This window comes from Hoyosella levis, assembly GCF_026008515.1.
Lineage (GTDB): Bacteria > Actinomycetota > Actinomycetes > Mycobacteriales > Mycobacteriaceae > Lolliginicoccus > Lolliginicoccus levis.
In genome coordinates, this window is the sequence record NZ_BQYM01000001.1 from 326,018 (window position 1) to 352,214 (window position 26,197).

General features: G+C 69.6%; 6 protein-coding genes. 2 read left to right on the forward strand and 4 right to left on the reverse strand.

Annotation, left to right across the window (positions count from 1 at the left end; genetic code table 11):
- Window positions 1–4 precede the first annotated feature (4 nt).
- Together QC765_RS01535 and QC765_RS01540 are read right to left on the reverse strand one after the other, a co-directional pair.
- Window positions 5–904 (reverse strand): DUF5602 domain-containing protein, encoded by a 900-nt coding sequence (locus tag QC765_RS01535; RefSeq protein ID WP_278312653.1) that lies wholly within the window; start codon window positions 902–904, stop codon window positions 5–7.
- A gap of 162 nt (window positions 905–1,066) precedes the next feature.
- Window positions 1,067–1,537 (reverse strand): DedA family protein, encoded by a 471-nt coding sequence (locus tag QC765_RS01540; RefSeq protein ID WP_278312654.1) that lies wholly within the window; start codon window positions 1,535–1,537, stop codon window positions 1,067–1,069.
- Between the two features lie 152 nt (window positions 1,538–1,689).
- Here QC765_RS01540 and QC765_RS01545 point away from each other — a divergent pair, with 152 nt between their 5' ends.
- On the forward strand, window positions 1,690–3,426 hold the full coding sequence (locus QC765_RS01545) for a DUF2207 family protein (protein WP_278312655.1): 1,737 nt from the start codon (window positions 1,690–1,692) through the stop codon (window positions 3,424–3,426).
- Window positions 3,427–3,461: 35 nt separating this feature from the next.
- Here the strand turns inward: QC765_RS01545 and QC765_RS01550 are convergent, their stop codons facing one another.
- Complete coding sequence (locus QC765_RS01550) at window positions 3,462–4,820, reverse strand: condensation domain-containing protein (RefSeq protein ID WP_278312656.1); 1,359 nt, start codon at window positions 4,818–4,820, stop codon at window positions 3,462–3,464.
- 348 nt (window positions 4,821–5,168) lie between these two features.
- Between QC765_RS01550 and QC765_RS01555 the strand changes: the two genes are divergently transcribed.
- Window positions 5,169–6,371, forward strand: coding sequence for a polyhydroxyalkanoate synthase family protein (locus QC765_RS01555; RefSeq protein WP_278312657.1), 1,203 nt, complete (start codon window positions 5,169–5,171; stop codon window positions 6,369–6,371).
- On the opposite strand, the gene QC765_RS01560 is transcribed toward QC765_RS01555, so the two are convergent.
- Window positions 6,372–26,051 (reverse strand): non-ribosomal peptide synthetase, encoded by a 19,680-nt coding sequence (locus QC765_RS01560; protein WP_278312658.1) that lies wholly within the window; start codon window positions 26,049–26,051, stop codon window positions 6,372–6,374.
- Window positions 26,052–26,197 lie beyond the last annotated feature (146 nt).

A 26,197-nucleotide genomic window follows, 5' to 3' on the forward strand; every position in this document is an offset into this window, starting at 1 on the left:
CAGGCTATTCGCTGGAGCGTTCCTCCAGACCGCCGAGGGTGATCACGTACTCGCTGGTCTCCTCGTCGAACTCGACGGAGTAGGTGGTGGGGAAGTATCCGTCGCGCGTGAAGGCCTCGGGCTGCGGGATGTCCTGCTCCAGGGAGGGCTTGCCGAGCAGCCATTCCCGGGTGATCATCGGCTCCACGAAGATGAACTCGCCGTCCCAGCTGCCCATGATGAGCGTGGACTCGAAGACGTACTCGCCAGGGACGAGCTCGTCGGCGCTATCGAGCCAGTGCACGCCCATGTTCGGCACGCCCTGCATCTCGATCGGAGGCTCCGGCGGCACCACGTAGCCCTCAGGCATGTAGGGCTCGTCGGGAAGGTTCGCGGCCTTCGCGGTGAATTCCGGATCAGTGGGCATGATCTCGGCGACGTCGGTCTCGTCGATCATGAAGAAGTGCATATCGAAGTGGGGCTTGTCGAACAGGCCGGGCGGCTCGTGGCCGCCACTTGCCCAGTCGAGCGACACATGGTTGAACATGGTGGATCCCGCGCTCTCGGGCAGCTCGAGCGTCCACACCGTCGGGGGCGCGTCCGGATCATCGGGCAATCCCTCGAGGGCATCCTCGGTGATCCGGATTCCCACCTCGCGGGGGTTGTCCTCGGCGTCGACGGTGACGAAGGCGCTGGCCTCGCCCTCGCCCACCGTGACAACAGGCCCGCGCTCGAGGTTTGCGCCGGGTTGCTCGTCCGCGGCGGTGGTCGTGTCACTCGGCGCGGTGGTGGTGGTTTCACTGCCCCCAGTGGTGGTGCCTCCAGCGCTGGGCTCGGTGTCGTCGCTGCCGCAGCCGGCAGCCAGCACGGCGAGGGTGATGGCGCTCGCAGCGAGCGACCGTCCTCGCAGCACGGTGGTGGTCATGGTGGTGGTCCTTCTCCGACGGTGCGCGGCCTCGGATGGCCGTGCTCCCACCGGTAATCTTGCGCGCTTTTCGCACGAATAGGGAGAGTTTCCAGGTCTATTTTCCTCCGGCATCAGCTTTTTAGAGACCCACGCTTCTGCTTGGCTCGTTTTTCTCCAGGTCTAGCGCTGTTCGTCCACGCGACGATGCTGCAACCACCACGCCACCGCCGTGGCAAGGAGGAGCAACAGCGCGATGGCCAGGGGCGGCGAGTAGGTGAAGGCACGCCACCAGGCAGTCAGGATGGCGATACCACCGAGTGAATAGATGGCAGCCCATGCCGCGCATCCAACGAGCATGGCGATCAGGTAGCGGACGAATCGCATGCGGGTCGCACCGGCAGTCGCATTGACGGCGGTCTGCAATCCAATGGTGAGGAAGGAGGCGGTGACAGCGGGTGGCCCGTAGCGATCGATGATGGCGCGGGAACGCTCGAGCCGCGGCTCGATGCGGGCGCCGAGACGCGTCCGGTACAGGCCCGCCCCGAGGAGCCGTCCAAGCCAATAGGTGGCCTGGGCACGGAGGAAGACGATGCCGAACAGGGCGAGATACACCACGATGAAGGGATGCCCGGAGAGGAAGCTGTACTCCATGGGCTCCTCCCCTGGTCCGTCCGTGCCCGGCAGTCGTCCCGATACTAGTGCGCGCCGCCACCGAACGGGGACTCTCGATCCCGTACCGGGCAAGCGGTGATCCGCGCTGATAGCGTCAGCCGCAGGGTTTGTTGCTGGCCGAGGGAGGGTCCATGCGTCGCGGTCTCGTGGTCCGGGTGATGCTCGCAGGAGTCGTGGGATCTTTCACGCTCGCGGGAGCAGGTAGCGCGGCAGCGCAGTCATCCGCCGATGATTTCGAGTTCGATGGTGTCGAGGCGGTGTACCTGCTCGAACGTGATGCCGAGGGCCGCGCGCGCATGCACGTCACCGAGACGTTGACCGCGGTGTTCCCGGACCGCGACCAGAACAAGGGAATCGTGCGGGGATTGCCGCGCAAGCATGACGGCCATCCGCTGGGCACCGAGGTGGAATCGGTGACGCGCAACGGCGAGCCGGAACCGATCTATTCGGAGACCAGCGAGGGCGACGAGCTGCTGGTCGCCACGGGCACGGATGATTTCCTGCGGGGCGAGCAGGTCTTCTCGATCGAGTACCGGATGCGCGATGTGATCGACGACGTCGGCGGCGCGCAGGAGTGGTACTGGGATGTGCTTCCCGCGGGATCGGCGCAGCCCTATGGGCCCGTGACCGTGACGCTGGAGCTTTCGCCGGAGGTGGCCGGGCTGTTCGACGGCCGCGCGCGCTGCCTGGAGGGCGCGGAGGGCTCGACGCGGGAATGCGAGGTGAGCATCGACAACGACGAGGTGCGCTTCACCTCCACGCGGCCGCTTCGCGAGGGCGAGGGCATGACAGTCGTCGCGGGCTTCGCCGAGGGCGCCTTCGAGCCCTACACGGAGGGAACGCTGGGGGTGGTCGCGTCCGCGCTGACCGGCGCTGCTGCCCTGCTCGCGGCGGGAGCTCTGGCGCTGGCCATCCGGATCCGGGCCACGGTCGGGCGATCGGTGCCCCGGAGCAGCGCTATCACCGCCTCGTACTCGGTGCCGCAGGAGCTCTCGATCCTGCGGATGGCCGCTATCCACGGTACGACGATGGAAGCGCGAGCAGTCCCGGCACAGATCGTCGATCTCGCGATCCGCGGCGCGATCCGGCTAGTCGAGGTCGAGAGCGGCCAGGACCATAAGTATCGGGCGGAGCTGGTGGATCCGACCGGCCTCGACGCGGACGAGCAGGAACTCATCGATGCCTTGTTCCCCGCGGGCAACACGGTCCACGATCTCAGCGAGCCCAGCTCGAGCACCGCGAGCGCGATCGCTGCGCTGCGCCGCCGGATCAAGGAGGAGGTCGTCACCGACGGCTACCGCCGAAAGGTGCCGGTGCCGCGGGGCGTGGTCGCTGCGGGTGCCGTGGCGCTCGCGGGAGCGGTGGCGGCGATCATCGCGCTCGCCATCCTGGGACCGGACTGGCGGATCGCGGTCGCCATCGGCGCAGTGGTGGTTGCTCTGCCCGCGATCGTGCTGGCGTTCGATATCCGGCCCCTGACCGAGAAGGGCCGGCCCGTGGTGGACCAGCTCGACGCGACGGCAAAATACTTCGACTCGGTGGGATCCGCGCGCACCAGCACGCACGGCACGGGCGATCTGCCCGGCAGCGAGTTCCCGGTCATCGAGTTCCATGAGCGCGCCCTGCCGCAAGCCATGCTCTGCGGGGCCGCGAAGGACTGGGTGGAGCGCTTGTCCGACAAGTACGAGGCCGAGGGCGTCGCGCCGCACTGGTTCATCGGTCCCCGCCCCTTCAGCCCCGTCGTGTTCATCGCCATGCAGGGTGGTTTCGGGTCGACCGGGGCGCAACCGGCCGCCGGCGCCGCAGGCGGGTTCAGTGGCGGCTCGGTCGGCGGCGGCGGGGGCGGCGGCTCGGTCGGCGGGCGGTAGGCCCGTGGCCGACGTGGCCCGCCGCAAGGGAAGCGCTAGACGACCTGGAGGAGCGGCCTGGTGCCAGCGACCGAGCGCAACGGTGTTCGCGGGTCGCTGTGGGCAAAGTTGCCGAGGAAGTTGAGGAATCGTTGCAGGTGCGCGGCGATCTCCTCGTGGATGTAGAGGTGGGGGTTCGCCTCGATGTCCAGCGCCAGCTCGCCAGCGTGGTCGTAGCGCAGGGTGACGACGAGATCGTGAACGAGTCCGTCGGTGAGCGCGTGGCTTATCGCGGTGGTGCCGTCGATCGGGACGGTGGGATCGGCGAGAGCGAGATTGATCGTGGGACCGAACGCGTGGGCGTGGTCGCCGATCAGCCCGTGCTCGCGGATGATGTCATCGTTGCGGAAGCGCTGGTGCGCGATCGCTCCGGCGATGCTGTCGCGCGCCGCGCGGATGGCCTGGGCGATGCTGGTGTTCTCGTTGATGCCGGTGCGCAGCGGGACGGTGTTGCCCAGTGCGCTCGCCGATCGACGGATCGCGATCCGGGTGCGCGCGGCGACGGGCAGCGTGAGGGTGGTGTCGCGGGTTCCGGTGATGCGGCTCACGTAGCCGGCGAAGGCCGCGGTGACGATCGCGGCGACGGTGCTGCCGGAGTATTGCGCGATCTCATCGATCATCGCGGCAGTGTCACCGGGGATCGTCGCCGACTTGCGGATGGTCGCCACCGAGGCTGGCGCGGTCGTGCCGGCGAGGCTGATGGCCTCGGTCGCGCCGTCGAGAGTGGTGGCCCAGTAGTCGCGGTCCTCGTCGTAGGCATCCGAGCCACGGTAGGCCTGGTCCTGCTCGATGAGGTCCGCGATGGGCAGGCCGCTGAACGCTGGGACTGCCCGGTCGGCGAGCGTGGCGTTGTGCACCTGCGCGACACGACGAAGGAACAGCTGGCATGATGCCGGATCGGCGATTATGCGGTGGGCCCTCATGTACCAGATGTGCTGGCCTGGCCCGATCGCGAGCAGCGCGGTGTCGAGGAGCGGGCCGTTGAGAATGTCGACCGGGGTGGAGCGGTGGAGGCACATCCAGTCCTGGGCCGCGCCCGCGGGATCGTCCTCGCCGGTGAGGTCTACGACGGCCAGGCCTGCGCCGCGCGGGGCGCTCGTGGTCCCCTGATAGGGCCAGCCGTCATGCTCGACGATGCGCGTGCTGGTGAATCCGAGCTCGTGGGCGGCCCGGTCGACGGAGCGTGCCAGGAGGGCGATGTCGAGCGGCCCGTCGATGGTGACGTAGCGGGTGAGGCAATCGGGGACGCTGGGGCTCATGCGTTGCACGAACCATGCGTTGGCTTGCGATGCCGTGAGCGGGATGCCATGGCCGCCCCGGGGTGCGGGCTTCTCGTCGCGCGTGCTGCCTTTCACACTGTGACTATCCATCGAGCCCCCCGAAGCGTTACAGGCATACCGTCTTGTCGTCGCATTGCTGGTGATCCGTAACCAATCGTGGCGGGGATTGGTGCATCTCGTCACGTGGAGCAACCGTGCTCGTGTTTTCTACCCTAATTGATGAGGGTTTTGCTGACGATCCGTCGATTGCATGACACTAGTTCTCGGGGCGCGGCGGCTTTGTCCGGTGTGGTGTTGTTCACCCATGGGTTACGCCACCTAAACCTACTGTGACAAAATGCCTCATTAATAGCGGTCGCACGCTTCACGGCAACCCAGCACTGCCTTGCCACGACTTGCCTGTCCCAGAAGGAGCCCACCAGCATGAGCGCCAGCCTCGACCTCCCCGCGGCTCCCCCGGCCACCACAGCAGCCAACCAGCCACCGCGCGCCACCGCGCGCACGCTCGCGGCCCGGCTTGGAGCGCCGAGCGCGCTGGCCTCCAGGGTTCCGAGCGTCAGGGTTCCTGCCGTCAAGCTTCCCACGGCTGCGCGCAATGCCTGGAACCTCACCCTCGGCGAGGGCCTCGAGCCCTATACGCCCACCCCGTCCCGCGTGATCGACGACGGCCCCCACCGCACGCTGCGCAAGTACGACGTGCCCGCGGACGGCAACCACGACGACCATCCCGTGCTGCTCGTGCCGCCGCTCGCGGTCGACATCTCCTGCTTCGACCTGCGCCCCGAGCAGAGCCTCGCCCAGCACCTCATCGATACCGGCCACGCGCCCTACGTCATCGACTACGGCACCATCTCCTTCGCCGACCGCGACCTCGGGTTCGAGGAATGGATCGACGACATCATCCCCGCGGCCATCAAGCGTGTCTCCGCCGAGAATGGCGGCAAGCCGATCGATGTGGTGGCCTGGTGCCTGGGCGGAACCATGACCCTGCTCTCCGCCGCCGCGCACCCCGAGCAGCAGATCCGTTCCATCGCCACCGTCGCCACCCCCATCGATTACGCGAAGCTGCCCAACCTCGTGCCCCTGCGCACGGCTGCCCGCTTCACCGGCGGACGATTCACCACCTATGGCACGAAGCTGATGGGCGGCATGCCCTCTCCCTTCGTCAAGCTGACCTTCCGTGCCACCGCGTTCCAGCGGGAACTGAAGAAGCCGTGGTTCATCGCCCGCAATCTCGGCAATACCGAGACACTCGCGCGGATGGAATCCATCGAGCGCTTCATGGGACAGATGCCTGGCTACCCCGGGCGGCTCTACCTGCAGCTGTGGCAGCGCATCATGCTGCGCAATGATCTCGCCAAGGGGCAGCTCATCCTCGGCGATCGGCGCATCGACCTCGGACGGGTGAACAAGCCGGTTCTCGCGATCGCCGGCACCGGGGATGCCATCACGTCGGTTCCCGCTGCCCGCCACCTCGGCACGGTCCTCACCGGTTCCCCCGGGGTGCGCTTCGAGACCGCGCCAGGCAGCCATCTCGGTGTGCTGGCGGGGCCCGGAGCGCCCGAGCACACCTGGCCGCACATCGATGCGTTCCTCGCCGAGCAGCAGGCTGCGGCCAACGCGTAGCTAGCCGGTCCCTCGCTCCGCCAGCTCGATCCTGCCGCTGGAGCCGAGGCGGGCGCCGAGCCCGAGGCGGATCAAGCGACCACCAGGGCTAGTGGCGTGCGGGTCCGCGACCAGGGTGGCGGCGGTGCTCCCGGCTCCGGAGACGAGATGGCTAGCGAGGCCAGCATCGCAGGCGTATAGCTGTCCGGCAGTGGCGGGCGCGAGCTGCTCGTCGAGTATGCGCAGGGTGATGCCTGGTGCTGGCTCGATGCCGCGCGCGTCACCGTGCAGCAGGATTCCAGCAAGATCCGGGCCCGTGGCGTCGATGAGGGCGTCGTCGAGGTCGATGGTCGAGCCCATGGAGAGCGCCTGGATGATCGCCATCTGTCCGGCCGGAGCGCTTCCGGGCCCGGTGAGCAGCGCGGCGCCAAGCTGGGTGAGGGCGATCGATTCGCCACCGTGGGGCACGATGATCGCTGGGGTCGTCTCGCGCAGGGGATGCGGACGGTCGTAGAAGGTGACCGGGCTCGCGGGTTGCTGCTTGATCTGTGTCGCGGTCGCCGCATCGCCGAGCAGGATCCATTCGGTCGCCTCGGATCCAGCCGTGCTGTCCTCGTCGAGGCCGATACCGAGGTCGGACCGCGTGGTCGCGGCGGGTGTTCCTTCGGTCATCACGATCGTCGCGCCAGTCTTGACCACGGCGAGCAGCGCGACGACCAGCTCCAGGGACGGGGGCACTGCCACCCGCACTGTGGTGCCGGCCCGGGCACCGCGGCCAAGGAGCAGCCGGGCGAGGCGCGATGACCTGCGATCGAGGTTGCGGAACGTGAGCTCGGAGTCGTTGCGGCGGGCGGCGATGGCAGTCGGACCATTCTCGATGGCCGCCTCGATGGCTTGCAGGAGCGTAGCGGGCGCGCCTGCCACCGCCTCGCCCTCGATCCGTTCCGGGGAGAGCACCGGCGCCGCGTCGGCCACCCCATCCTCGTGCCCGGCCAGCGCGATGTCGCCCACCGTCGTCCCTGGACTGGTAACGAGCGTCTCGAGGATGGTGGCGTACCAGGCGGCGATGCGCCGGACAGTCTTCTCCTCGAAGAGGTCCCGTCGATACGTGATGCTGCCGCTCAACCTGTTCTCGTCCTCGACGATGCCAAAGGTGAGGTCGGTCTTGGCGACGTGCAGGCCGTGGTCGAGCGCCGCGATCTCGAGCCCGGCGAACGTGGCCGTGCCTGGCCGGGCGCGGTCGACCGAGAGCAGCACCTGGTAGACGGGGCTGTGGGTGATCGGGCGGCGCGGCATCACGGCGTCCACGATCGCCTCGAATGGCACGTCCGCGTGCGAGTAGGCGGCAATATCGGCACGCCGTGCCTGGCTGATCACTTCCGCCGCGGTGGCGGTGGGGTCGATAAGGGTGCGCAGCGGGAGGGTGTTGACGAACATCCCCACGAGGTCAGCCAGCGCTGGGTCGCTTCGCCCCGCCGTGGGGGTGCCCACGACGATGTCGCTGCTACCGGTGATGCGGGCGAGCAGCACGGCCAGTGCCGCGTGCAGCACCATGAACGTGGTGGTTCCGGTTTCCCGCGCAGTCGCCGCGAGTCCCTTCTCGAGGCCCGGGGCCAGTGGCAGGTCCACGGCACCGCCATCCGCCGCGGGAATGGCCGGCCGGGGCTTGTCGAGCGGCAGATCGAGCACATCGGGTGTCCCGGCGAGAGCGCGCCGCCAGAACGTGATCTGCTCGGACCACAACGAGCCCGGATCGCGCGGGTCGCCAAGCAGGTCATGCTGCCAGGCCGCGTAGTCGAGGTAGCTGATCGGTAGTGGCTCCCAGCCAGGTTCGGTGCCAGCGGCGCGGGCGGCATAGGCGGAGATCATGTCACGCACCAGCGGCGGGATCGATTCGCCATCGGCGGCGATGTGATGCACCACCAGCGCGAGGATGTGCTCGTTGGTGCCGGTGCTGATCACCTCGATCCGGATGGGCGCTTCGGAGGTGACGTCGAAACCCCGGCCAACGAGGCCGAGGAGACCGTCGGTGGCGTCTGCGGGAGCGAGCGAGAGCTCGGTGAGCACGGTGGCGCTCACCGCCTGGGTGTCGAGGACGCGCTGGTACGGTTCCCCGGCCTCGCTCGGGAAGATGGTGCGCAGCATGAGGTGGCGCTCGAGGATGTCCTTGACCGCAGCTCTCAGGGCTGCACGGTCGAGGGTGCCGCGCAGGCGCAGGGCGACCGGGATGTTGTAGGTCGCGAGCGCAGGGTCCCACCGGTTGAGGATGTGCATGCGTTCCTGAGCCGGGGAGAGCGGCGGATGCGCTGGATGAACGCGGGGCGCGAGCGGCGGTCGTGCCGGGCCGGTGGCTCGCTCGTCGAGGATGCTGGCAAGCCCCGCGATGGTGGGCTGCTCGAAGATGTCCTGGGCGCGCAGGGTGGTACCGGTAGCGGCGCTGGCGCGGGCGACGACCTTCAGCGCGGTGAGCGAGTGTCCGCCGAGCTCGAAGAAGGAGACATCGGTGCTGGCGTTCTCGATTCCGAGGACGTCGACGAAGATGCCGGCGAGCAGTTCCTCCGTACCGGTCGCCGGAGCCACGATGCTGCCCGTGGAGGGCCGTGCTGCGGGCGCGGGCAGTGCCCGGCGGTCGATCTTGCCGCTCGCGGAGAGCGGGAACTCCGGCAGCGCGATGATGTGGGCGGGGATCATGTAGTCGGGCAGCGTGCTGGCCAGCGCGGCTCGTGCCGTGCGGGGGAAGTCCTCGTCGAGCGAGCTGGTGGCGGCGTAGGCGATGAGCTGGTCGCCCTCGGCGACGACGAGTGCCTGGTTGACGGTGCCGAGCGCGAGGAGAGCCGCCTCGATCTCGCCGAGCTCGATGCGCAGGCCACGGATCTTGACCTGGAAATCGGTGCGCCCTAGGTAGTCGAGGGCACCGTCGGAGCGCCAGCGCACGAGGTCACCGGTGCGGTACAGCCGTCCCCCCGCCGCGAAGGGATCCGCGACGAATCGCTGCGCGGTCAGCCCGGGCAGGTTGCCGTACCCGCGAGCCACGGGCAGCCCGCCGATGTAGAGCTCACCAGGCAGTCCGGGCGGGACCGGGCGCAGCCAGTCGTCGAGCACATGCAGGCGGGCGTTCGCGATCGGGGTACCGATCGGGGCCGGATCGATGTCGGGGCCGACAGTCCAGCGCGCGACGATGTCGGAGGCCTCGGTGGGCCCGTAGCTGTTGATGATGCGCACGCCGCGGTCGATGAGCTCGCGGACCATGTTCATGCGGATGGGCTCGCCGCCGAGGTACACGGTGCGCAGGCCCGCGAGGATGCTGTCGTTGTCGGCCTCGACGAGTGCTTCGAACGCGCTGGGGGCCATGTTCGCGAGCACGATGCCCTCGTCCGCCACCGCGCGCAGGATGCTGGCGGGGTCGAATCGCGGCTCGGCGAGGTGGAGGGTCGCCCCGAGGCACAGCGCGGACCACACCTGCTTCTGGGTGAGGTCGAAGGTCGGCGCGGACGCGACGAGCACGCCTTCCCCGGCCAGGACGTCAAGCTCGCCGAGGTACCAGTGGAGGGTGTTGAGGATGCCTCCGATCGGCACCAGGGTGGGCTTTGGCCGACCCGTGGATCCCGAGGTGGTGATGACGTATCCCAGGCGATGGCGGGCGCCGGGATCGGTCCATCGATCAGGCAAGATGCCGGGCATCGAGCCCGGGGACATCGAGCCCGGCGGCATCGTGCCGATGGTGATGGCGCGGCCGGGTCCGATCGCTTCGCTGTGCTTCCAGCCGGGCAGGCAGGCAACGATGCTCGCGCCAGTGTCCTCAAGGATCGTGGCGATGCGGGCAGGGGGCAGGGTGGGATCCACCGGTAGGTACGCGGCCCCGGCCTTCCAGGCAGCGACCATGCCGACGATCCAGGCACGGGACCGGGGTACCGCGAGCGCCACGACATCCTCGGGGCCGATGCCCCGCTCGATCAGCTGGTGCGCGATCTGCCCGGACCAGTGTTCCAGCTCGGCATAGGTGAGGGAGCCATCGGCGGCCGCGACCGCTCGGGCCCCGGGCCGCTGGCGGGCCTGCTCGCGGATCAATGCCAGTGGCGTCGCGGGAGGAGTTGCCGTGGTGCCTGTCCCCCATTCGGCGATCTGCTCGCGCTCGCGGTCCGTGAGCAGCGGGTGGTCGCGCAGCGGGGCCGCGGGGACCGTGGTGACGTGATCGATGAGGAGGAGGAGCCGATCGACGAGCACCTCGATGGTGTGGTGATCGAACAGCTCTGCCGCGTAGGTAACGATGACCTCGCGGGGCGCATGCTCGGTCGGCTCGGTGATGGTGAACTGCAGGTCGAACTTCGCGGTCGCGCCATCGGCGTCGAGGAACTCGGCTTCGAGCCCGGCGAGCCGCAGCACTGGCACGGCTTGGTTCTGGAACGACAGCATCACCTGGAAGAGGGGCGTGTGCGCGCGGGACCGCGGCGGATCCACGGCATCGACGACCTGCTCGAACGGAACATCGGTGTGGTCGAACGCCTCGAGGTCGACGCGGCGCGCCTCCGCGAGCAAGTCCTCGAAGGATTGGCCGCCATCGACGCGCAGGCGCAGCACGAGCGTATTGACGAACATGCCGACGAGGTCGTCGAGCGCGGCCTCGCCCCGTCCGGCGATGGGGGTGCCGATGGCGATATCGGTAGTGCCGGATTGCGTGGACAGCAGCGCGGCGAGCACGGCGTGCATTGCCATGAACGGCGTCGCGCGGTGCTCGCGCGCGAGGCTGTTGAGGCGTTCGATGGCTTCCGCGGGAAGGGGCGCGCGGTAGGTAGCGCCGCGCGTGCCCTGGCGGGCGGGTCGGGGGCGATCAGTGGGCAGCGGCAGTAGCTCGGGCAGCTCAGCGAGCTGGTCCGTCCAGTAGCCCAGCTCCGAGGCCGCGAGCGAGGCGGGATCGCTGGGGTCCCCGAGGACCAGGCGCTGCCAGATCGCGAAGTCCGCGTACTGCACGGGCAGCGGGTTCCAGCCAGGCTCGAGCCCATCGGTGCGCGCCTGGTACGCGAGCATCAGGTCACGGGCCAGCGGCGCCATGGACGCGCCGTCCGCGGAGACATGGTGCACGGCGACGGCGAGGATGTGCTCGTCCGTGTCGCTGATGCTGATCAGCGCGGCGCGCATCGGGATAGCGGCACTGGTGTCGAAGGCTGTCGTCACGATCTCCATCGCGTGGCCATGCGCCTCGGCGGCGCTCGCGGCGGCGAGGTGCTCAAGACGTGGCGCGCGCTCGACCGGCAGGATGACCTGGATGGGCCCGTTCGGTGTGCTCGGGTAGAGGGTGCGCAGTACCTCGTGGCGCGCGAGGACGTCGTCGAGGGCAGCGCTCATGGCATCGACGTCGAGCGTGCCGCGCAACCGGATGGCCAGCGGGATGTTGTAGACGGCGTTGCCGGGGTCGATGTCGTTGAGGATGCGCATGCGCTGCTGCGCGAGCGACAGGGGAAGCTCGGCGGGCCGATCCATGGGCGCGAGCGGAACGCGTGTTGTCGAGCCTCGCCGCCCCAGGCGAGCCGCGAGCTCGACGATGGAGGGGGCATCGAAGAGGTCGCGCACGCTGATGGCCACGCCAAGCGCATCGCTGGCCCGGGCCGCGGCCTTGGCCGCGGACAGCGAGTTGCCACCCAGGTCGAAGAAGCTGGTGGTGGTACTGATCTGGCGGGTGCCCAGCACGTCGGCGAAGACGTCGGTGAGCAGTTCCTCGGTAGGCGTGGCGGGCGATCGATGCTCGGTGCTGGTGCTGGCGAAGTCGGGGCGCGGCAGGCGCGCGCGGTCGAGCTTGCCGTTGACGGTGACGGGCCATTCCGCGACGAGCAGGATCTGCGTGGGCACGAGGTAGGACGGGGCGCGGCGGGCAACGTGGGCGCGGACCTCGTCGATATCGATGCCGGGGCTCGTGGCGGTGATGTAGGCAATGAGGTGGTCACCGAGGCTCTCGTCACGGTGCACCATCGCCACGGCCGCGGTGACTCCGGGGTGGCTGGCGATAATCGCCTCGGCCTCGCCGAGCTCGATCCGCAGGCCGCGCAGCTTGACCTGGAAATCGGTGCGTCCCAGGTAGTGCAGGGCATGGTCGTGGTCCCAGCGCACGAGATCGCCGGAGCGGTACATGCGTTGCCCTGGCTTGCCGTAGGGGTTGGCGACGAACCTGGCCGAGGTCAGGTCGTGCTGGCCGAGGTAGCCGCGGGCCTCCCCCACCGAGACGATGTAGAGCTCGCCGGGGACCCCGACGGGGACCGGCCGGAGCCGCTCGTCGAGGACGAGGACCGCGTTGCCAGCGATCGGGCGCCCAATGGTGACGGGCTCGCCGGCGCGCATCGCACCGGTGGTGGTGGTCCAGATCGTGGTCTCGGTGGGGCCGTACAAGTTGTGCATGGCCACGTGCGGGGCCCAGGTGTCGACGAGTTCTGGCGGGCATGCCTCGCCCGCGACGGCCAGCGCTCGCAGGTGCGGCAGGTCGCTGGGCAGGCCCAGCGATGCGAGCACCGAGGGGGTGAGGAACGCGTGGCTGATGCGCTGCTCGGCGAGGACCGCGGCGAGCGGCTCGCCGGCGGTGATGCTCGGCGGCACGATCACGGTAGTGGCGCTCGCGCACAATGCCATGAGCATCTCGAACACGGCTGCGTCGAAGCTGGGCGAGGCCAGGTGGGTGACTCGGGAGTCGCGGCCGACGCCAAGCAGGCGCAGTTCCTCGCGGGCCACGGTCGCGAGCCCGGCGTGGGGCACCATCACGCCCTTGGGGACGCCGGTGGAGCCCGAGGTGAAGATGACGTATGCCGCGTTGGCGGGACCGAGCGGGCCGCGTCGCTCGCGTGGCTTGATGCGGAGGCCAGGTGCGACCGACACGCGATCTCGCGTGGTGGGGTCGTCGAGGTCGAGCTGCCGCAGGCCACCGGGCAGCGGGGCGCCACCGCTGGTGATGCCGAGGATCGCCCCGGAACGGCGGATCATGTCCTCGGCGCGCTCGGGCGGATGGGCCGGGTCGACCGGCAGGTAGGCCGCGCCCGTCTTCGTGACCGCCCAGATGGCGGAGAGGGTGGCGAGGCCGCGGCCCGCGGAGATGGCGACAACTGTCTCGGGGCCCGCGCCCTCCTCGATCAGGATCCGGGCGAGCTGATTGGTCGAGGAGTCGATCTCGGCGTAGGTGTGGGACCGGTTCTCCGCGACGATGGCGATGTGGTCCGGGGCCCGATCGACGGCCTCGGCGAGGATCTCGGGCAGCAGGAGCGCGGGACCGGGCTCGGCGCCGCGCGCGGGGACGAGCGCTCCAGCCTCGGCTGGGCGCAGCATCTCGATGCGCGAGACGATCGTTGCCTCATGCTCGGTCACGGTCATGAGCAGCGCGATGAGTCGCTCGGCGAGCCTATCGATCGTGGCGGCATCGAACAGGTCGGTGGCATAGACGAGCCGGGCGGTGGCGCCGATGGGAGTTCCCTCCTCGCTGGCGCGTTCCTCGACGTCGACCGTCAGGTCGAACTTGGTGACGTCCACGTCGATCCCGGCGGGCTCGATGATGATGCCGGGGAGCTCGATGCGGGCCTCCCGCGCCTCGCCGACCGCGAGCGCCACCTGGAACAGCGGCGCGTGGGCGGCGGTCCGTTCGGGCGCGAGCGCTTCGACGAGCGACTCGAACGGGACATCTGCGTGGCTGAACGCGTCGAGGTCACGGTCGCGGATGTCCTGCAGGACCGTGGCGAAGCTCGCGTCGGGGTCGATCACGGCCCGCAGCACGAGGGTGTTGACGAACATGCCGACGAGCTCGTGGAGTACCTCGCTGGCGCGACCTTCGATGGCCGTGCCGATGGCGATGTCCCGCATCCCTGACATGCGCGCGAGCAGCACCGCGAGCGCCGCGTGGTACACCATGAAGGGGGTGGCGCCATGCGCCTTGGCGAGCGAATGGATGGCCTGGTGCAGGCTGGCCGGGATGGGCCTGTCGATGCGCGCGCCCGAAGCGGTGCGCTGCGCCGTGCGGGGCCGATCGGTGGGCAGCTCGAGCACGGGCGGCAGGTCGGCGAGCACGTTCTCCCAGTGGTCGAGCTGCGCGGCCAGCCGGGTTCCTGGCCTGGCCGTGTCGCCGAGCACCTCCCGCTGCCAGAGGGCGTAGTCGATGTAGGTGACAGGCAGGGGCTGCCAATCGGGAGGGGTGCCGCCACAGCGGGCGTTGTAGGCGGTGAGCAGGTCCCGGGCCAGCGGTGCCAGGGATGCGCCGTCGAGCGCGATGTGGTGAGCCACGATGCCGAGCACGTGGTGGTCGTCGTCGAGGCGCCACAACGCTGCGGCGAACGGTGCCTCGGCGGCGACGTCGAAGGTCGTGGTAGCGAGCGCGATCATGTCCTGGCGCAGCGCTTCGCCGCGGGTAAGCCGGGGCTCGAGAGCGATGCGGGTGGCCTCATCGACGACCTGGACCGGCCCGTCCGGCGTGGAGGGATAGCGCGTCCGAAGCGTCGCGTGCCGCTCGACGACATCGCGCAGCGCCTGCTCGAGCGCATCGGTGTCGAGGATTCCGGTGAAGCGGATGGCGAAGGGGATGTTGTACTCGGCAGCGCCAGGGGCGTACTGGTTGAGGATCCACATCCGTGCCTGGGCGAAGGACAAGGGCGCGTGGTCAGGTCGTGGCCTGGCCTCGACGGGCGGCAGCGCCTCGGTGCCCGTTCTCGCGGCGATAGCCCGCGCTATCCCGCGCACCGTCGGCGCCGCGAAGAGATCGCGGATGGTGACCTCGCTGCCGGTCGCCTCGCTGATCCGGCCAAGGACCCTGATCGCAGCGAGGGACGTACCGCCGAGGTCGAAGAAGCTCGTGCTCGCGCCCACCCGCGTGGTTCCGAGCACGTCGCCGATGACTCCCGCGACGAGGCGCTCGAGCTCGCCCTCGGGCTCGATGATGTCCTCGATCTCCGGTTCGAGGTCCGGGGCGGGCAGGGCGCGCCGGTCGACCTTGCCGTGGCTCGTGGCCGGGATCTCCTCGAGGACCATGATCGCGGCGGGAACCATGTAGTCGGGCAGGACAGAGGCTAGGCGGGCCCGGATCGATGCGGGCTCCCGAGCGGCGCTGGGCTCGTCGTCGCCGACCGTGACATGGGCGATGAGGCGGTCCCCGAGGTCGCTGTGGTGGTGCATGGTCACGACGGCCTGGGTGATGCCGCTGATGGACAGCAACGCTGCCTCTACCTCGCCCGGCTCGATGCGGATACCGTTGATCTTGACCTGGAAGTCGGACCGTCCGAGATAGACAAGCTCACCGTCGGTGCGCCAGGCCACGAGATCACCGGTGCGGTAGAGCCGGGCGCCGGGGCTGCCGAAGGGATCGGCGACGAACCGCGAGGCAGTAGTACTGGCCATCGTGCGGTAGCCGCGGCCCACCCCGATGCCACCGATATAGAGCTCGCCGGGGGTTCCCGGGGGCACGGCACGAAGGCGATGGTCGAGGACGCGGAGCGTGGTTCCCGGGATGGGTCCGCCAATGGGGACGGGCTCGGTGCGCCGGGTGAGGACATGGGCGGAAGCGACAGCACTCGCCTCGGTCGGGCCATACCCATTGATCACGGTGGTGCCCTGCTCGAGGAGCAGGTCGAGGAATCTAGCGCGCGGCTGCTCGCCACCGAGGGCGAGCGCGCGAAGGCCAAGCAACTGGTGGTCCCGGTCTCGCTCGAGGAGGATCTCGAACGCTGTGGGTGACATGTTCGCCATGGTCGCACCGCCCGCTTCGCGCATGGCTTCGAGGATCTGTCGTGGATCGAAGCCGTGGTCCGGCAGCAGCAATGTCGCGCCCGCGGCAAGGGGTCCCCAGACGTTCTTCTGGGTCAGATCGAAGGTCGGAGGTGAGGCCACGAGCGCGATATCGGTGGGCGCGATGCGCATCGAGCTCATGTACCAGCGGACCGTGTTGGTGATGCCGGCCATGTCAACGAGGGTGGGCTTGGGCATGCCTGTGGTACCGGAGGTGGAGATGACGTAGCCAAGCCGTTGCGCTGGCAGGCTCCGCGCCGCGTGGTGGGCGTGAGCGCCTTGCGCGGGCATCGGTTCCACCCTGCCCAGGAGGCTGATGCCGATCGGTCTGCCAAGCCTCGCGACCAGTTCCGACTGGCCCCCATCGATCACCGTTGCGCGAGCGCCCATCGTGGCGAGGATCGCTTCGATGCGTTCGGCGGGGGCCTCGGGATCAATGGGCGCGTAGGCGGCGCCACGCTTCCATGCGGCAAGCATTCCAACTATCCATGCGGGCGAGCGCGGAAGCAGCAGTGCGACGATGTCGTCGGGGCCGATCCCGTGCTTGGCGAGCTCGGTGGCAAGCAGGTCGGACCGCTCGTCGAGCTCGCGGTAGGTGAGGGTGCCTGCCGGATGCCGGATCGCGAGGGCGTCTGGCTGCTCGCGGACCCGATCGCTGATGTCGTCGAGAATGCTGCGCCCGGAATCGCTTGCGGCCGGGCGGGCGAGCGCCGCGAGGGCTTGCTGCTCGACATCGAGGAGGATCGGCGCGTCACCGATCCGCGCCCCCGGCTGGTGGACGAGCTGCTCGAGGAGCTGGATGAACCGTTGCAGCATCGCGCGGGCGGTGCGCTCGGTGAAGAGGTCGGTGGCGTAGGTGATCTCGATGTCGTACCCGGCGTCTCCCGTGGCGCCGCTCATCAGGCCCTCGCTGAGGGTGAATTGCAGGTCGAACTTGGCGGTGCCGGTATCGATCGCGCGGGCAGAGACCTCGAGCTCGCCGAGCTGCACCGCCGGGATCGCGAGGTTCTGGTAGGTCAGCAGCACCTGGAACAGCGGCGCATGAGCCGCTGTCCGGGCAGGGTCGATCGCGTTCACGATCATCTCGAACGGCACATCGAGCAGGTCGAACGCTGTGGCATCGCGGGATCGCACGCTGGCGAGGTGCTCGTCGAAGGTGTGGTGCGCATCCACCTGGGTGCGCAGGACCGCCGTATTGACGAGCAGGCCGACGAGATCGTCGAGGGCCGCATCACCACGTCCGGCTACCGGGGTCCCGATAGCGATGTCGTCCTGCCCGCTGATGCGCTGGAGCAGCACGCTCAGCGCGGCGTGCACCACCATGAACGGGGTGGCTCGATGCGCCCTGGCCAGCTGCTCGATGGCGTGGTGCAGGGGCGCATCGATGGTGCCGCGGACTGTGTCGCCCGAGCCGGAGAGCGCGCTGGGGCGAGGCTTGTCGGTGGGCAGGGCCAGCGCCTCGGGAAGGTCGTCGAGGATCGCGCGCCACTGGTCGAGCTGCTGGCCGGCGAGGCTGCCCGGGTCACCGGCGTCGCCGAGCATCTCGCGCTGCCAGAGGGTGTAGTCGACGTATTGCACGGGCAGCGGCGCCCAGGACGGCCGGGAACCGGCGCGCCGCGCCTGGTAGGCGAGCATGATGTCGCGGGCGAGCGGCCGCATGGAGGAGCCATCGGCGGCGATGTGGTGGGCGACGAGCACGAGGTGGTGGCGCTCCGGCGCCTCGCGCAGCAGCACTGCCCGCCAGGGCAGCTCGCGGGTGACGTCGAACCCTTCGGAAGCGATCGCCGCCATTCGGCTGTCGACGGTGCCGGGCTCGATGTCCTCGGGGAGCAGCCGCGGCGACGTCCCGGCGGGGTGGATGAGCTGCACCGGTCCCTCGCCCGTGTTGGGGTAGGTGGTGCGCAGCGCCTCGTGGCGGTCACTGATGTCGGAGAGCGCATGCTCGAGCGCATCGAGCTCGAGGTGCCCATCGAGGACGAGGGCGAACGCGATGTTGTAGAGCGGCGACGTGGCATCGAGCTGGTTGAGGAACCACATGCGTTCCTGCGCGTGCGACAGCGGGATCGGGCCGGTTCGGGCGCGCGGCTCCAGGGTGGGACGGCCCGGGGCGGCGCGAGCAGGCGCCGGAGTGTCATCGATCCGCGCCGCGAGGGACTCGACGGTGGGATTGTCGAAGAGGTCCCGCACGGTGATGGTGCTGCCCAGCGCGCTGTTGATCCGGGCCACGGCCATGGTGGCATTGAGCGAGTTGCCGCCGAGCTCGAGGAACGAGTCGTCGGCGCCGAGGGTGGTGGCACCGATGACATCGGCGAAGACGTCCGCGATGGCCTGCTCGGTGCCCGCGCGGGGCGGCCGGGACGGAGTGCTGTCGAGATCGGGCTCGGGCAGCCGGTCACGATCGATCTTGCCGTTGACGGTGAGCGGCACCGCCTCGAGCGGGATGATCCGCGCGGGCACCATGTGCGAGGGCAGGATCGTTGAGGCGTGCACGCGCAGCACCGCTGGGTCCACGGCGTTCGGCTCGCCAACCGCGGTGCCGGGATGCGCGGGCGTCACGTAGCTGACGAGGCGCTGCGCACCGTTCCCGGAGCGAACGGCCACAGTGATGGCGGTCGCCACGGCGGGGTGCCGCTCGAGCGCGGCGTCGATCTCCCCGAGCTCGACGCGCAGGCCGCGGATCTTGATCTGGTGGTCGCGGCGCCCGATGTAGGACAGCTCGAGGTCGCCTCCGGTGCCACGGATCCACCGCACCCGGTCGCCCGTGGAGTACAGGCGCGTGCCCGGTGCGCCGAATGGATTGGCCACGAACGCCGCGGCGGTCAGCCCGGGCCGGGCGTGATAGCCGCGGGCGAGGCCGGGCCCGGTGATATAGAGCTCGCCGGGCACCCCGATGGGGACGGGCCTCAGCTGGCTATCGAGGACGACGGCATCGGTGCCGCGGATGGGGCCGCCCATGGTGACGGGGTTCTCCGGCGCGAGCGGATCGGAGATCGCCACCATGATGGTGGTCTCGGTCGGGCCATAGCCGTTGTGCAGGCACCGTCCGGGCGCCCAGCGCGCGACGAGGGTGGCGGGCACGTCCTCGCCGCCCGCGCACAGGTGCGCGAGACCGGGCACCGCGCTCGGCGCCATGGTCGCGAGCACCCCTGGGGTAATGAACGCATGGGTGACATCGTGCTCGCGGATCAGCTTCTCGAGCGGCTCCCCCGCGTAGGTGTCGGGCGGGGCGACGATCAAGTGCGCGCCCGTGCCGAAGGCCAGCAGGTACTCGAGGACGGCAGCGTCGAACCCGGGCGACGAGACATGCAGCACTCGGCTGGCGGGCGAGACGCTGTAGCGCTGCTGCTGCTCATCGCGGAAGTTCGCGAGCCCGCGGTGGGTGACGGCCACGCCCTTGGGGGTCCCGGTCGAGCCCGACGTGTAGATCAGGTAGGCGCAGGAATCCGCCCTGGGCTGGCGTGGTGCCTCGCTGGCAGCGAGCGGCTCGGCGGCGCGCTGGCCGATACGGTCGCGCGTAGCGGGATCGTCGAGGACGACCCAGTCGATGGTGGCGGGCAGGCTGCTACGATGCGCGCTCGTCGTCACGCCGATCGCAGCGTCCGCATCGGCCAGCAGATGCTCGATGCGGTCCCTGGGGTAGCGGGGATCAATGGGCAGGAAAGGCAAGCCGCTCCGGGCGATGGCCCACATCGCGACGAGCGCCTCCCAGGAGCGCGGCAGGGCGATCGCGATGGGCTGCTCCACGTCGGCTCCACCGCGCGCGACCAGGAGCTCGAGGAGGTGCCGCGCGAGCTGGCTGGATGCCTGGTCGAGCTGCGCGTAGCTGTAGGACTGGCCGCCGTCGGTGACCGCGGGCGCCACGGGGTTCCGGCGCGCGGTGGCGGCGAGGATCTCGCCGAGCGGGAGGGGTACCGAAGCAGGAGGCCCCTGCACGGGCGCGAGCGCGGCCCTCTGCTCCTCCTCGAGGATGTCGGTGTCGCGCAGCAGCAGGGTCGGGTCGCTGGCGAAGGCCGCGAGCAAGCCCTTCAGGCCGTGGAGCAGAGCGCGCGCGTCGGCCTTGGTGAAGGTGGCCTGCTGGTACTTGGCGCGCAGGGTGATCCCGTCCTCGACCAGAGCGACGAGCGCGAAGGGATAGTGGGTCGCGTCGGTGACGCGAACGCCTCGGAGCCGCAGGCCCGCGAGGTCGGTGTCGGCGGTGATCCCGGCACGGTCCACGGGATACGACTCGAACACCGCGAGGGTGTCGAACTCGGCGCCGTCCCCGACTGCCGAGACGATGGCAGCGAGGTCGGTGTGGTGGTGGTCGAGCATGCGGGCCTGCTGGTCATGCACGCGGCGCAGCAGTTCGGTGATGGTGTCGGCGGGGTTGATCCGGACCCGCACCGGAACGGTATTGATGAACAGCCCGATCGTCTGGTCGATGCCCGGCAGGTCCGTGGGGCGGCCTGAGACGGTGGCACCGAAGACGACGTCCTCGCGGTCGAGCAAGCGGGCTACGAGGAGACCCCAGGCCGCCTGGATGATCGTGTTGGTAGTGATATTGAGCGACCGCGATGTGGCCTCGATCCCCTCCACGAGCTGCGTGGGCAGAGGGACGTCGAGGTCGGCGGCCTCGCCCTCGGAGCCGCTGGCCTGGCCGAGCGGCGCGAGAAGCGTGGGCTCGGTGCTTCCCTCCAGCATTCGCGACCATTCCGCCACGGATTCCGAGCCAGGCTTGCCCTGGAGCCACTCGAGGTAGTCGCGGTAGGCCCGCCCGGGTGCCGCGCCTGCGCCAGAGGGCCCTAGGACGTAGAGGGTGAGCAGGTCGCGCACGAGCAACGGCAGTGACCAGCCATCGACCAGGATGTGGTGGCAGGTGATGATCAGCGCCTGCTCGCCGGTGCTGGCCCGCGCGAGGACGAGGCGCAGCAGAGGCGGCTCAGCGAGGTCGAACGGCGCGTGGCGCTGCTGCTCCGCGAGCTCCTCGAGCGCTTCGGGGCCCGCGAGGTCGTCGTGCTCGGACCACGGCACGGTCGTCTCATGGACGATGACCTGCCGGGGCGGAGCGCCAGTGGTGGCCGGGAAGGCGGCGCGCAAGGCAGCGTGGCGCGCGAGCAGTTGCTGCGCGGCATCGTGAAGGCGGTCCGCATCGACCGTGCCGCCGAGCTCCAGAATGATCTGGGTGGTGTACACATCGCGGGCCGGGCCGGAGAGCTCGGCGTGGAATCGCAGCCCGGACTGCAGCGGGGCGAGCGCAACGATGTCGTCGATGCGGCGATAGCGCCGCTCGAGGTCGTTGATCTCGTCCTGGGTGATCGAAACGAGCGACAGGTCGGACGGCGTGAGGCCCCCGGCGCCGGGGGTCGCGAGGTGCGCCGCGATGGCGCGCATCGCGTCGGTCCAGTGCGCGACGAGCCTGGCGGCGACGGTGCTGGGCAGCACATGGGTCGCATGGTCGAATCGGGCGACGAGTCGTGGTCCGTCGGGTGACTCCTCGATGTAGGCGTTGAGGTCGAGGGCTGCTGCCATGGCCATGGCAGGGTCGGCGAAGCTGTTGTGGCCCGATGCCTCCGCGGCCGGGATCCAGCCCTGCTGCCGCAGCTCGTCCGGAATCTCGAAGGTAGTCAGTCGGCCCAGATAGTTGACGCTGGCCTGCGGCGTTGTGGAAATCCCTTCCGGCGCCTCGCCCGCAGTGCCGGGATAGCGGAGCAAGCCGTAGGTCATCCCCTTGCCCGGGATGGCAGCGATCTGCTCCTTGATGCGCTTGAGGGCATCCCCGATGGGCGGCCGCGCGGCGAGGGCGGCCTCGATATCGATGCCACCAAGCTCGAGCCGGACCGGGAACAAGGAGGTGAACCAGCCGACTGTTCGGGAAACGTCCGCACCGGGCAGGATCGATTCCTCCCGGCCATGCCCCTCGGTGAGCACGGTGACGTCCGAAGGGGTGATCCCATGCTCTGCCCTGAGCTTGTTGATGCTGACCGCCACGGCGGTCATGATCGCCTCATTGATGCCGCCGCGGTAGGCGACAGGGAGACGCTCGAGGAGCATGGTGGTCACCTCGGGCGGCAAGCATGCCCGGATCGTCCGGGACGTGGCGACGGTGTCGCGGCGCGGGTCGAACGGCACATCGAGCAGCGGGATCCCTGCCGTGGCGAGCTGCTCCCGCCAGGTCTCCACCGTGGCTCCGGCGCGGTGTTCCTGGGCAAGCTCGGCGAGGCCGTGCGCCCAGCGGCGCAACGACGTCCCACCCCGAAGCGATGGTTCCGCGCTCACGGGCTGGGCAGCGTTGGCCCGCGAGCGCTGGGCGCCGATCATCGCGAGGTCTGGGAGCAGGATCCGCCAGGAAACGCCGTCGATCGCGAGGTGATGGACCACGATCAGAAGCCGTCCCGCGGCCCCGGGGCAGGTGAACCAGACGAGCTGCAGGATCACGCCCTCGAGCGGGTCGAGCCGCTGGGCCGCCGCGGCGAGCTGGGCACCGACGAGAGCATCGAACTCCTCGCTGCCTGGCGCCGCGCTCGCGACGATGTGATCGAGCAGCGGGGCGACCCTGCTCTCCCCCGGCTGGCGGATCACCAGGCGCGGGGCGCCGCCTGGGTCGACGAGGATCAGGCGCAGGGCATCATGGCGGTCGACGAGATCCTGGAAGACTTGCTCGATCTCGGTGCGGGTGGCGGACTCCGGCGTGGTGACGAGCACAGCCTGGCTGTAGCTGCTGTAGCTGCCCCGCTCGAGCATCCAATGCCCATTGGGCAGCAGTGGCGCGCTGCCCACGGGCCCGCCGGGCAGCTCCGCAAGACGAGGCTGGGAGGCGCGATCATCCCGGACGGCGACCTTGGCGAGCTCAGCGACCGTCTGGCGCTCGAACACCTGCCGGGGGGTTATGAGGTATCCGGCGTCGCGCGCCCGGGAAACGAGCTGCATGGAGATGATGCTGTCGCCACCGAGCGCGAAGAACGAGTCGTCGACGCTGGCGTCCTCGATGCCGAGGACCTGCGCCATGATGCCCGCGAGGGCCTTCTCGGCCGGCGTGCGGGGCGCGACTGCCCCGTGGCCCGTCGTGGCCGGAGCGGGGGCGGGCAGCGCGTTGCGATCGACCTTTCCGCTCGCGGTGAGCGGCATGTCGTCGAGCAGGACGATCTCATCAGGCACCATGTACAGCGGCAGCGCGGCACCGACCCAGGATTGCAGGTCCGCGACACTGGTGCCGGTGCTGGCGAGGACGGCATGGGCGATGAGCCGCTGGCCGCGATCGGTCGCTCGCACCGTTGCCACGGCATTGGTGACGTCGGGATGCGAGGCGAGAACGGCTTCGATCTCGCCGAGCTCGATGCGCTGGCCGCGGATCTTGACCTGGAAGTCGGTGCGGCCGATGTAGTCGAGCATGCCGTCGTCGCGCCACCGCACCAGATCGCCGGTGCGGTACATGCGCGTGCCGGGCGGGCCGTGCGGCGAGGCGATGAAGCGGTCCGCGGTGAGGTCGCCGCGGCCATGGTAGCCGCGCGCGATCTGCGAGCCAGCGAGGTATAGCTCGCCGGCCGCCCCGATGGGAACCGGCTCGAGGAACCTATCCAGCACGTACGCCTGCGCGTTGGCGACGGGGGCACCGATGGGAACGGAGCGATGTGGCATCGTGTCGATGCGCGCGGCCGTGGCATGCACCGCGAACTCAGTGGGGCCGTAGAGGTTGTGCAGGTGGGCGTTGCTGAACTGGTGGAAGCGCGCCGCGAGGTCCGCCGGCAGCGATTCCCCGGCCGCGAGCACGAGGCGCAGCGACTGGCATTGGCAGGAATCGGCGGTGGCGACGAATGCAGCCAGCATCGAGGGCACGAAGGACGTCGCGGTGACCGCGTGCCGCTCGATGAGCCCAGCGAGCTCCGCGGGATCACGGTGCGCGTCCGGCGGGGCCACGATCACCGTGCCGCCGCTGAGCAGTGGCACGGTCATCTCCCACAGCGACACATCGAACGTCGGTGGCGTCTTGTGGAGGATGACGTCATCGTTGCCGAAGCCGTAGTGGTCGATCAGCCAGGCAGCTTGGTTGACGATGGCGCCGTGGCTGACCGCCACGCCCTTGGGCTTGCCCGTCGAGCCGGAGGTGAAAAGAATGTAGGCGAGCGTGCCAGGCAGGACCGGTCCGCGGAGCTCGCCGGGGCGCAGCGGGCTAGCATCGTGGCCTCGCACGCGGGCCTCGAACTCCGCATCGTCGACGGCCATGACCGGCTCGGCCCGATGGGAGATGGCGGGGAGGTCCGCCTGCTCGACGAGGATGCACGTCGGCGCTGCCGAATCGAGGACGTAGTCGATCCGTTCGCGCGGATGATCCGGATCCACGGGCACGTACGCGCCGCCAGCCTTGAGGATCGCCCAGAACGACACCAGCATGGCGGCGGAACGCCGCTGGGCGACTGCCACTCGCCGCTCCGGGCCCACGCCCGCATCGATGAGCAGTCGTGCGAGCTCGGAGGATTGATGGTCGAATGCCTCGTACGTCCAGCGGGACGTGGCATCGATCAGCGCGCTGGCGCGGGGCGATCGCTGCGCGGAGCGGGCCAGCATGCCCGGAAGAGTGGCATCGCCGGGGATGCCGAGGCGTCGCTGGTTCCAGACCGTGAGCACGAGGGCGCGCTCGTTGTCATCGAGCAGCGGGATGGCGGTGGCCAGCGTGCCGGGGTCCGCGACGGCGAATCGGCGGAGCAGCTCCATGAACCGGTGATAGTGGCGGTCGAGCTCCGCCGCGCTGTACCGCTCGGGGTTGGCCTCCAGATCGATGTGCGTGCGCGCCGTGCCCGAGGACGAGTACATGTTGACGGCGAGATCATCGACCGGCCCGGTGGAGAGCACGTTGATGCGTCCCACGACGTCACCGAACCGCACATCGGGCCGGAACATCATGATGTTGACCATCGGCCCGAAGAAGCTGCGATCCGCCGCCGCTGGACCGTTGCCGCGCTGGATATCCTCGAAACGGTACTGCTGGTGCCGCAGCGCCCCGACCAGTTGCGTCTGCGTCGACTGCAGCAGCTCACCGATCGTGGTCCCGGGGCGCACGGACAACCGCAGCGGGACGATGTTGGACATCATCCCCCCGGAGGCGCGGGCCGACCGGGTGGTGCGCGCGGTGACGGGCAGGCTCAGCACGATCTCGTCCTGCCTCGTGAACTGCGCGAGGTAGGTCGCGAGCGCGGCGATGGAGAGGGGCGCGATGGAGCTGTTGAACCGTCGCGCGGATTCCTCGAGGCCTTGCTCGAGATCAGCATCGAGGGGCGCCGAGGCGATGCGGCTGACGGCGCACGCGGGGGCGGAACGCGTGGCGAGGGAAGCGGGGTCGGGCAGGTCCTCGGTGTAGGCGCGCCAGTACTCCTCGTCGCGGCGGCGCCGCGTGGATGTGGCGTAGGCGGCTTCATCCTCCTGCAGCTCCTGCAGCGAGTTGGCGGGAACGGGCTTGGCGGGCACGCCCTCGAGCAGTGCCCCGTAGATCGTGGCGGCCCGATTGAGCAGGGTGTTCGCGCCGAAGCCGTCGATGGTGACGTGATGCATCCGCGTGTACCACCAGTGACGGCCTGCCTCGACCGTCAGGAGGTACGACACCGCGAGCCGGTCATTGACGATGTCGATCGGCGTGGAGCTATCCTGCCGCATGAACGCATGCGCTGCTGATCGCGGCTCGGGCTCGTGGGAGAAGTCGATCGGGACGATGTGGTCATTGATCCCGGGATCCACGAGCTGGTACGGGGTTCCATCGGACTCGATGATCCTCAGGTAGCCGGAACCAAGCTCCCGGCCTGCCTGCTCGGCCGCCTGGCTCAGCAGCTCACGATCGATCGGCCCATCGAACTCGATGTACATCGCGATGTTCAGCGGCACGTCGGGATTCACCCGCTGGGCAAGCCACATCCCGTGCTGCGCCGGCGAGAGCGGAAACGCATGCGGGGGCACAGCGCCACCAGGACTGCCGCCCAGTGCTGCGTCGTTCATGCGGCTCCTTATCGCTGCCCCGGCCTTGCCACCATTGTCCACGCCTAGCGGAGCGATGGCCGCTGGCCAGGCTCTGGGGGCAACCGCCGCGTACCCGCGCGGACTGTGACCACCAGCACTCCATGCATGTACGTTACAACTACTTC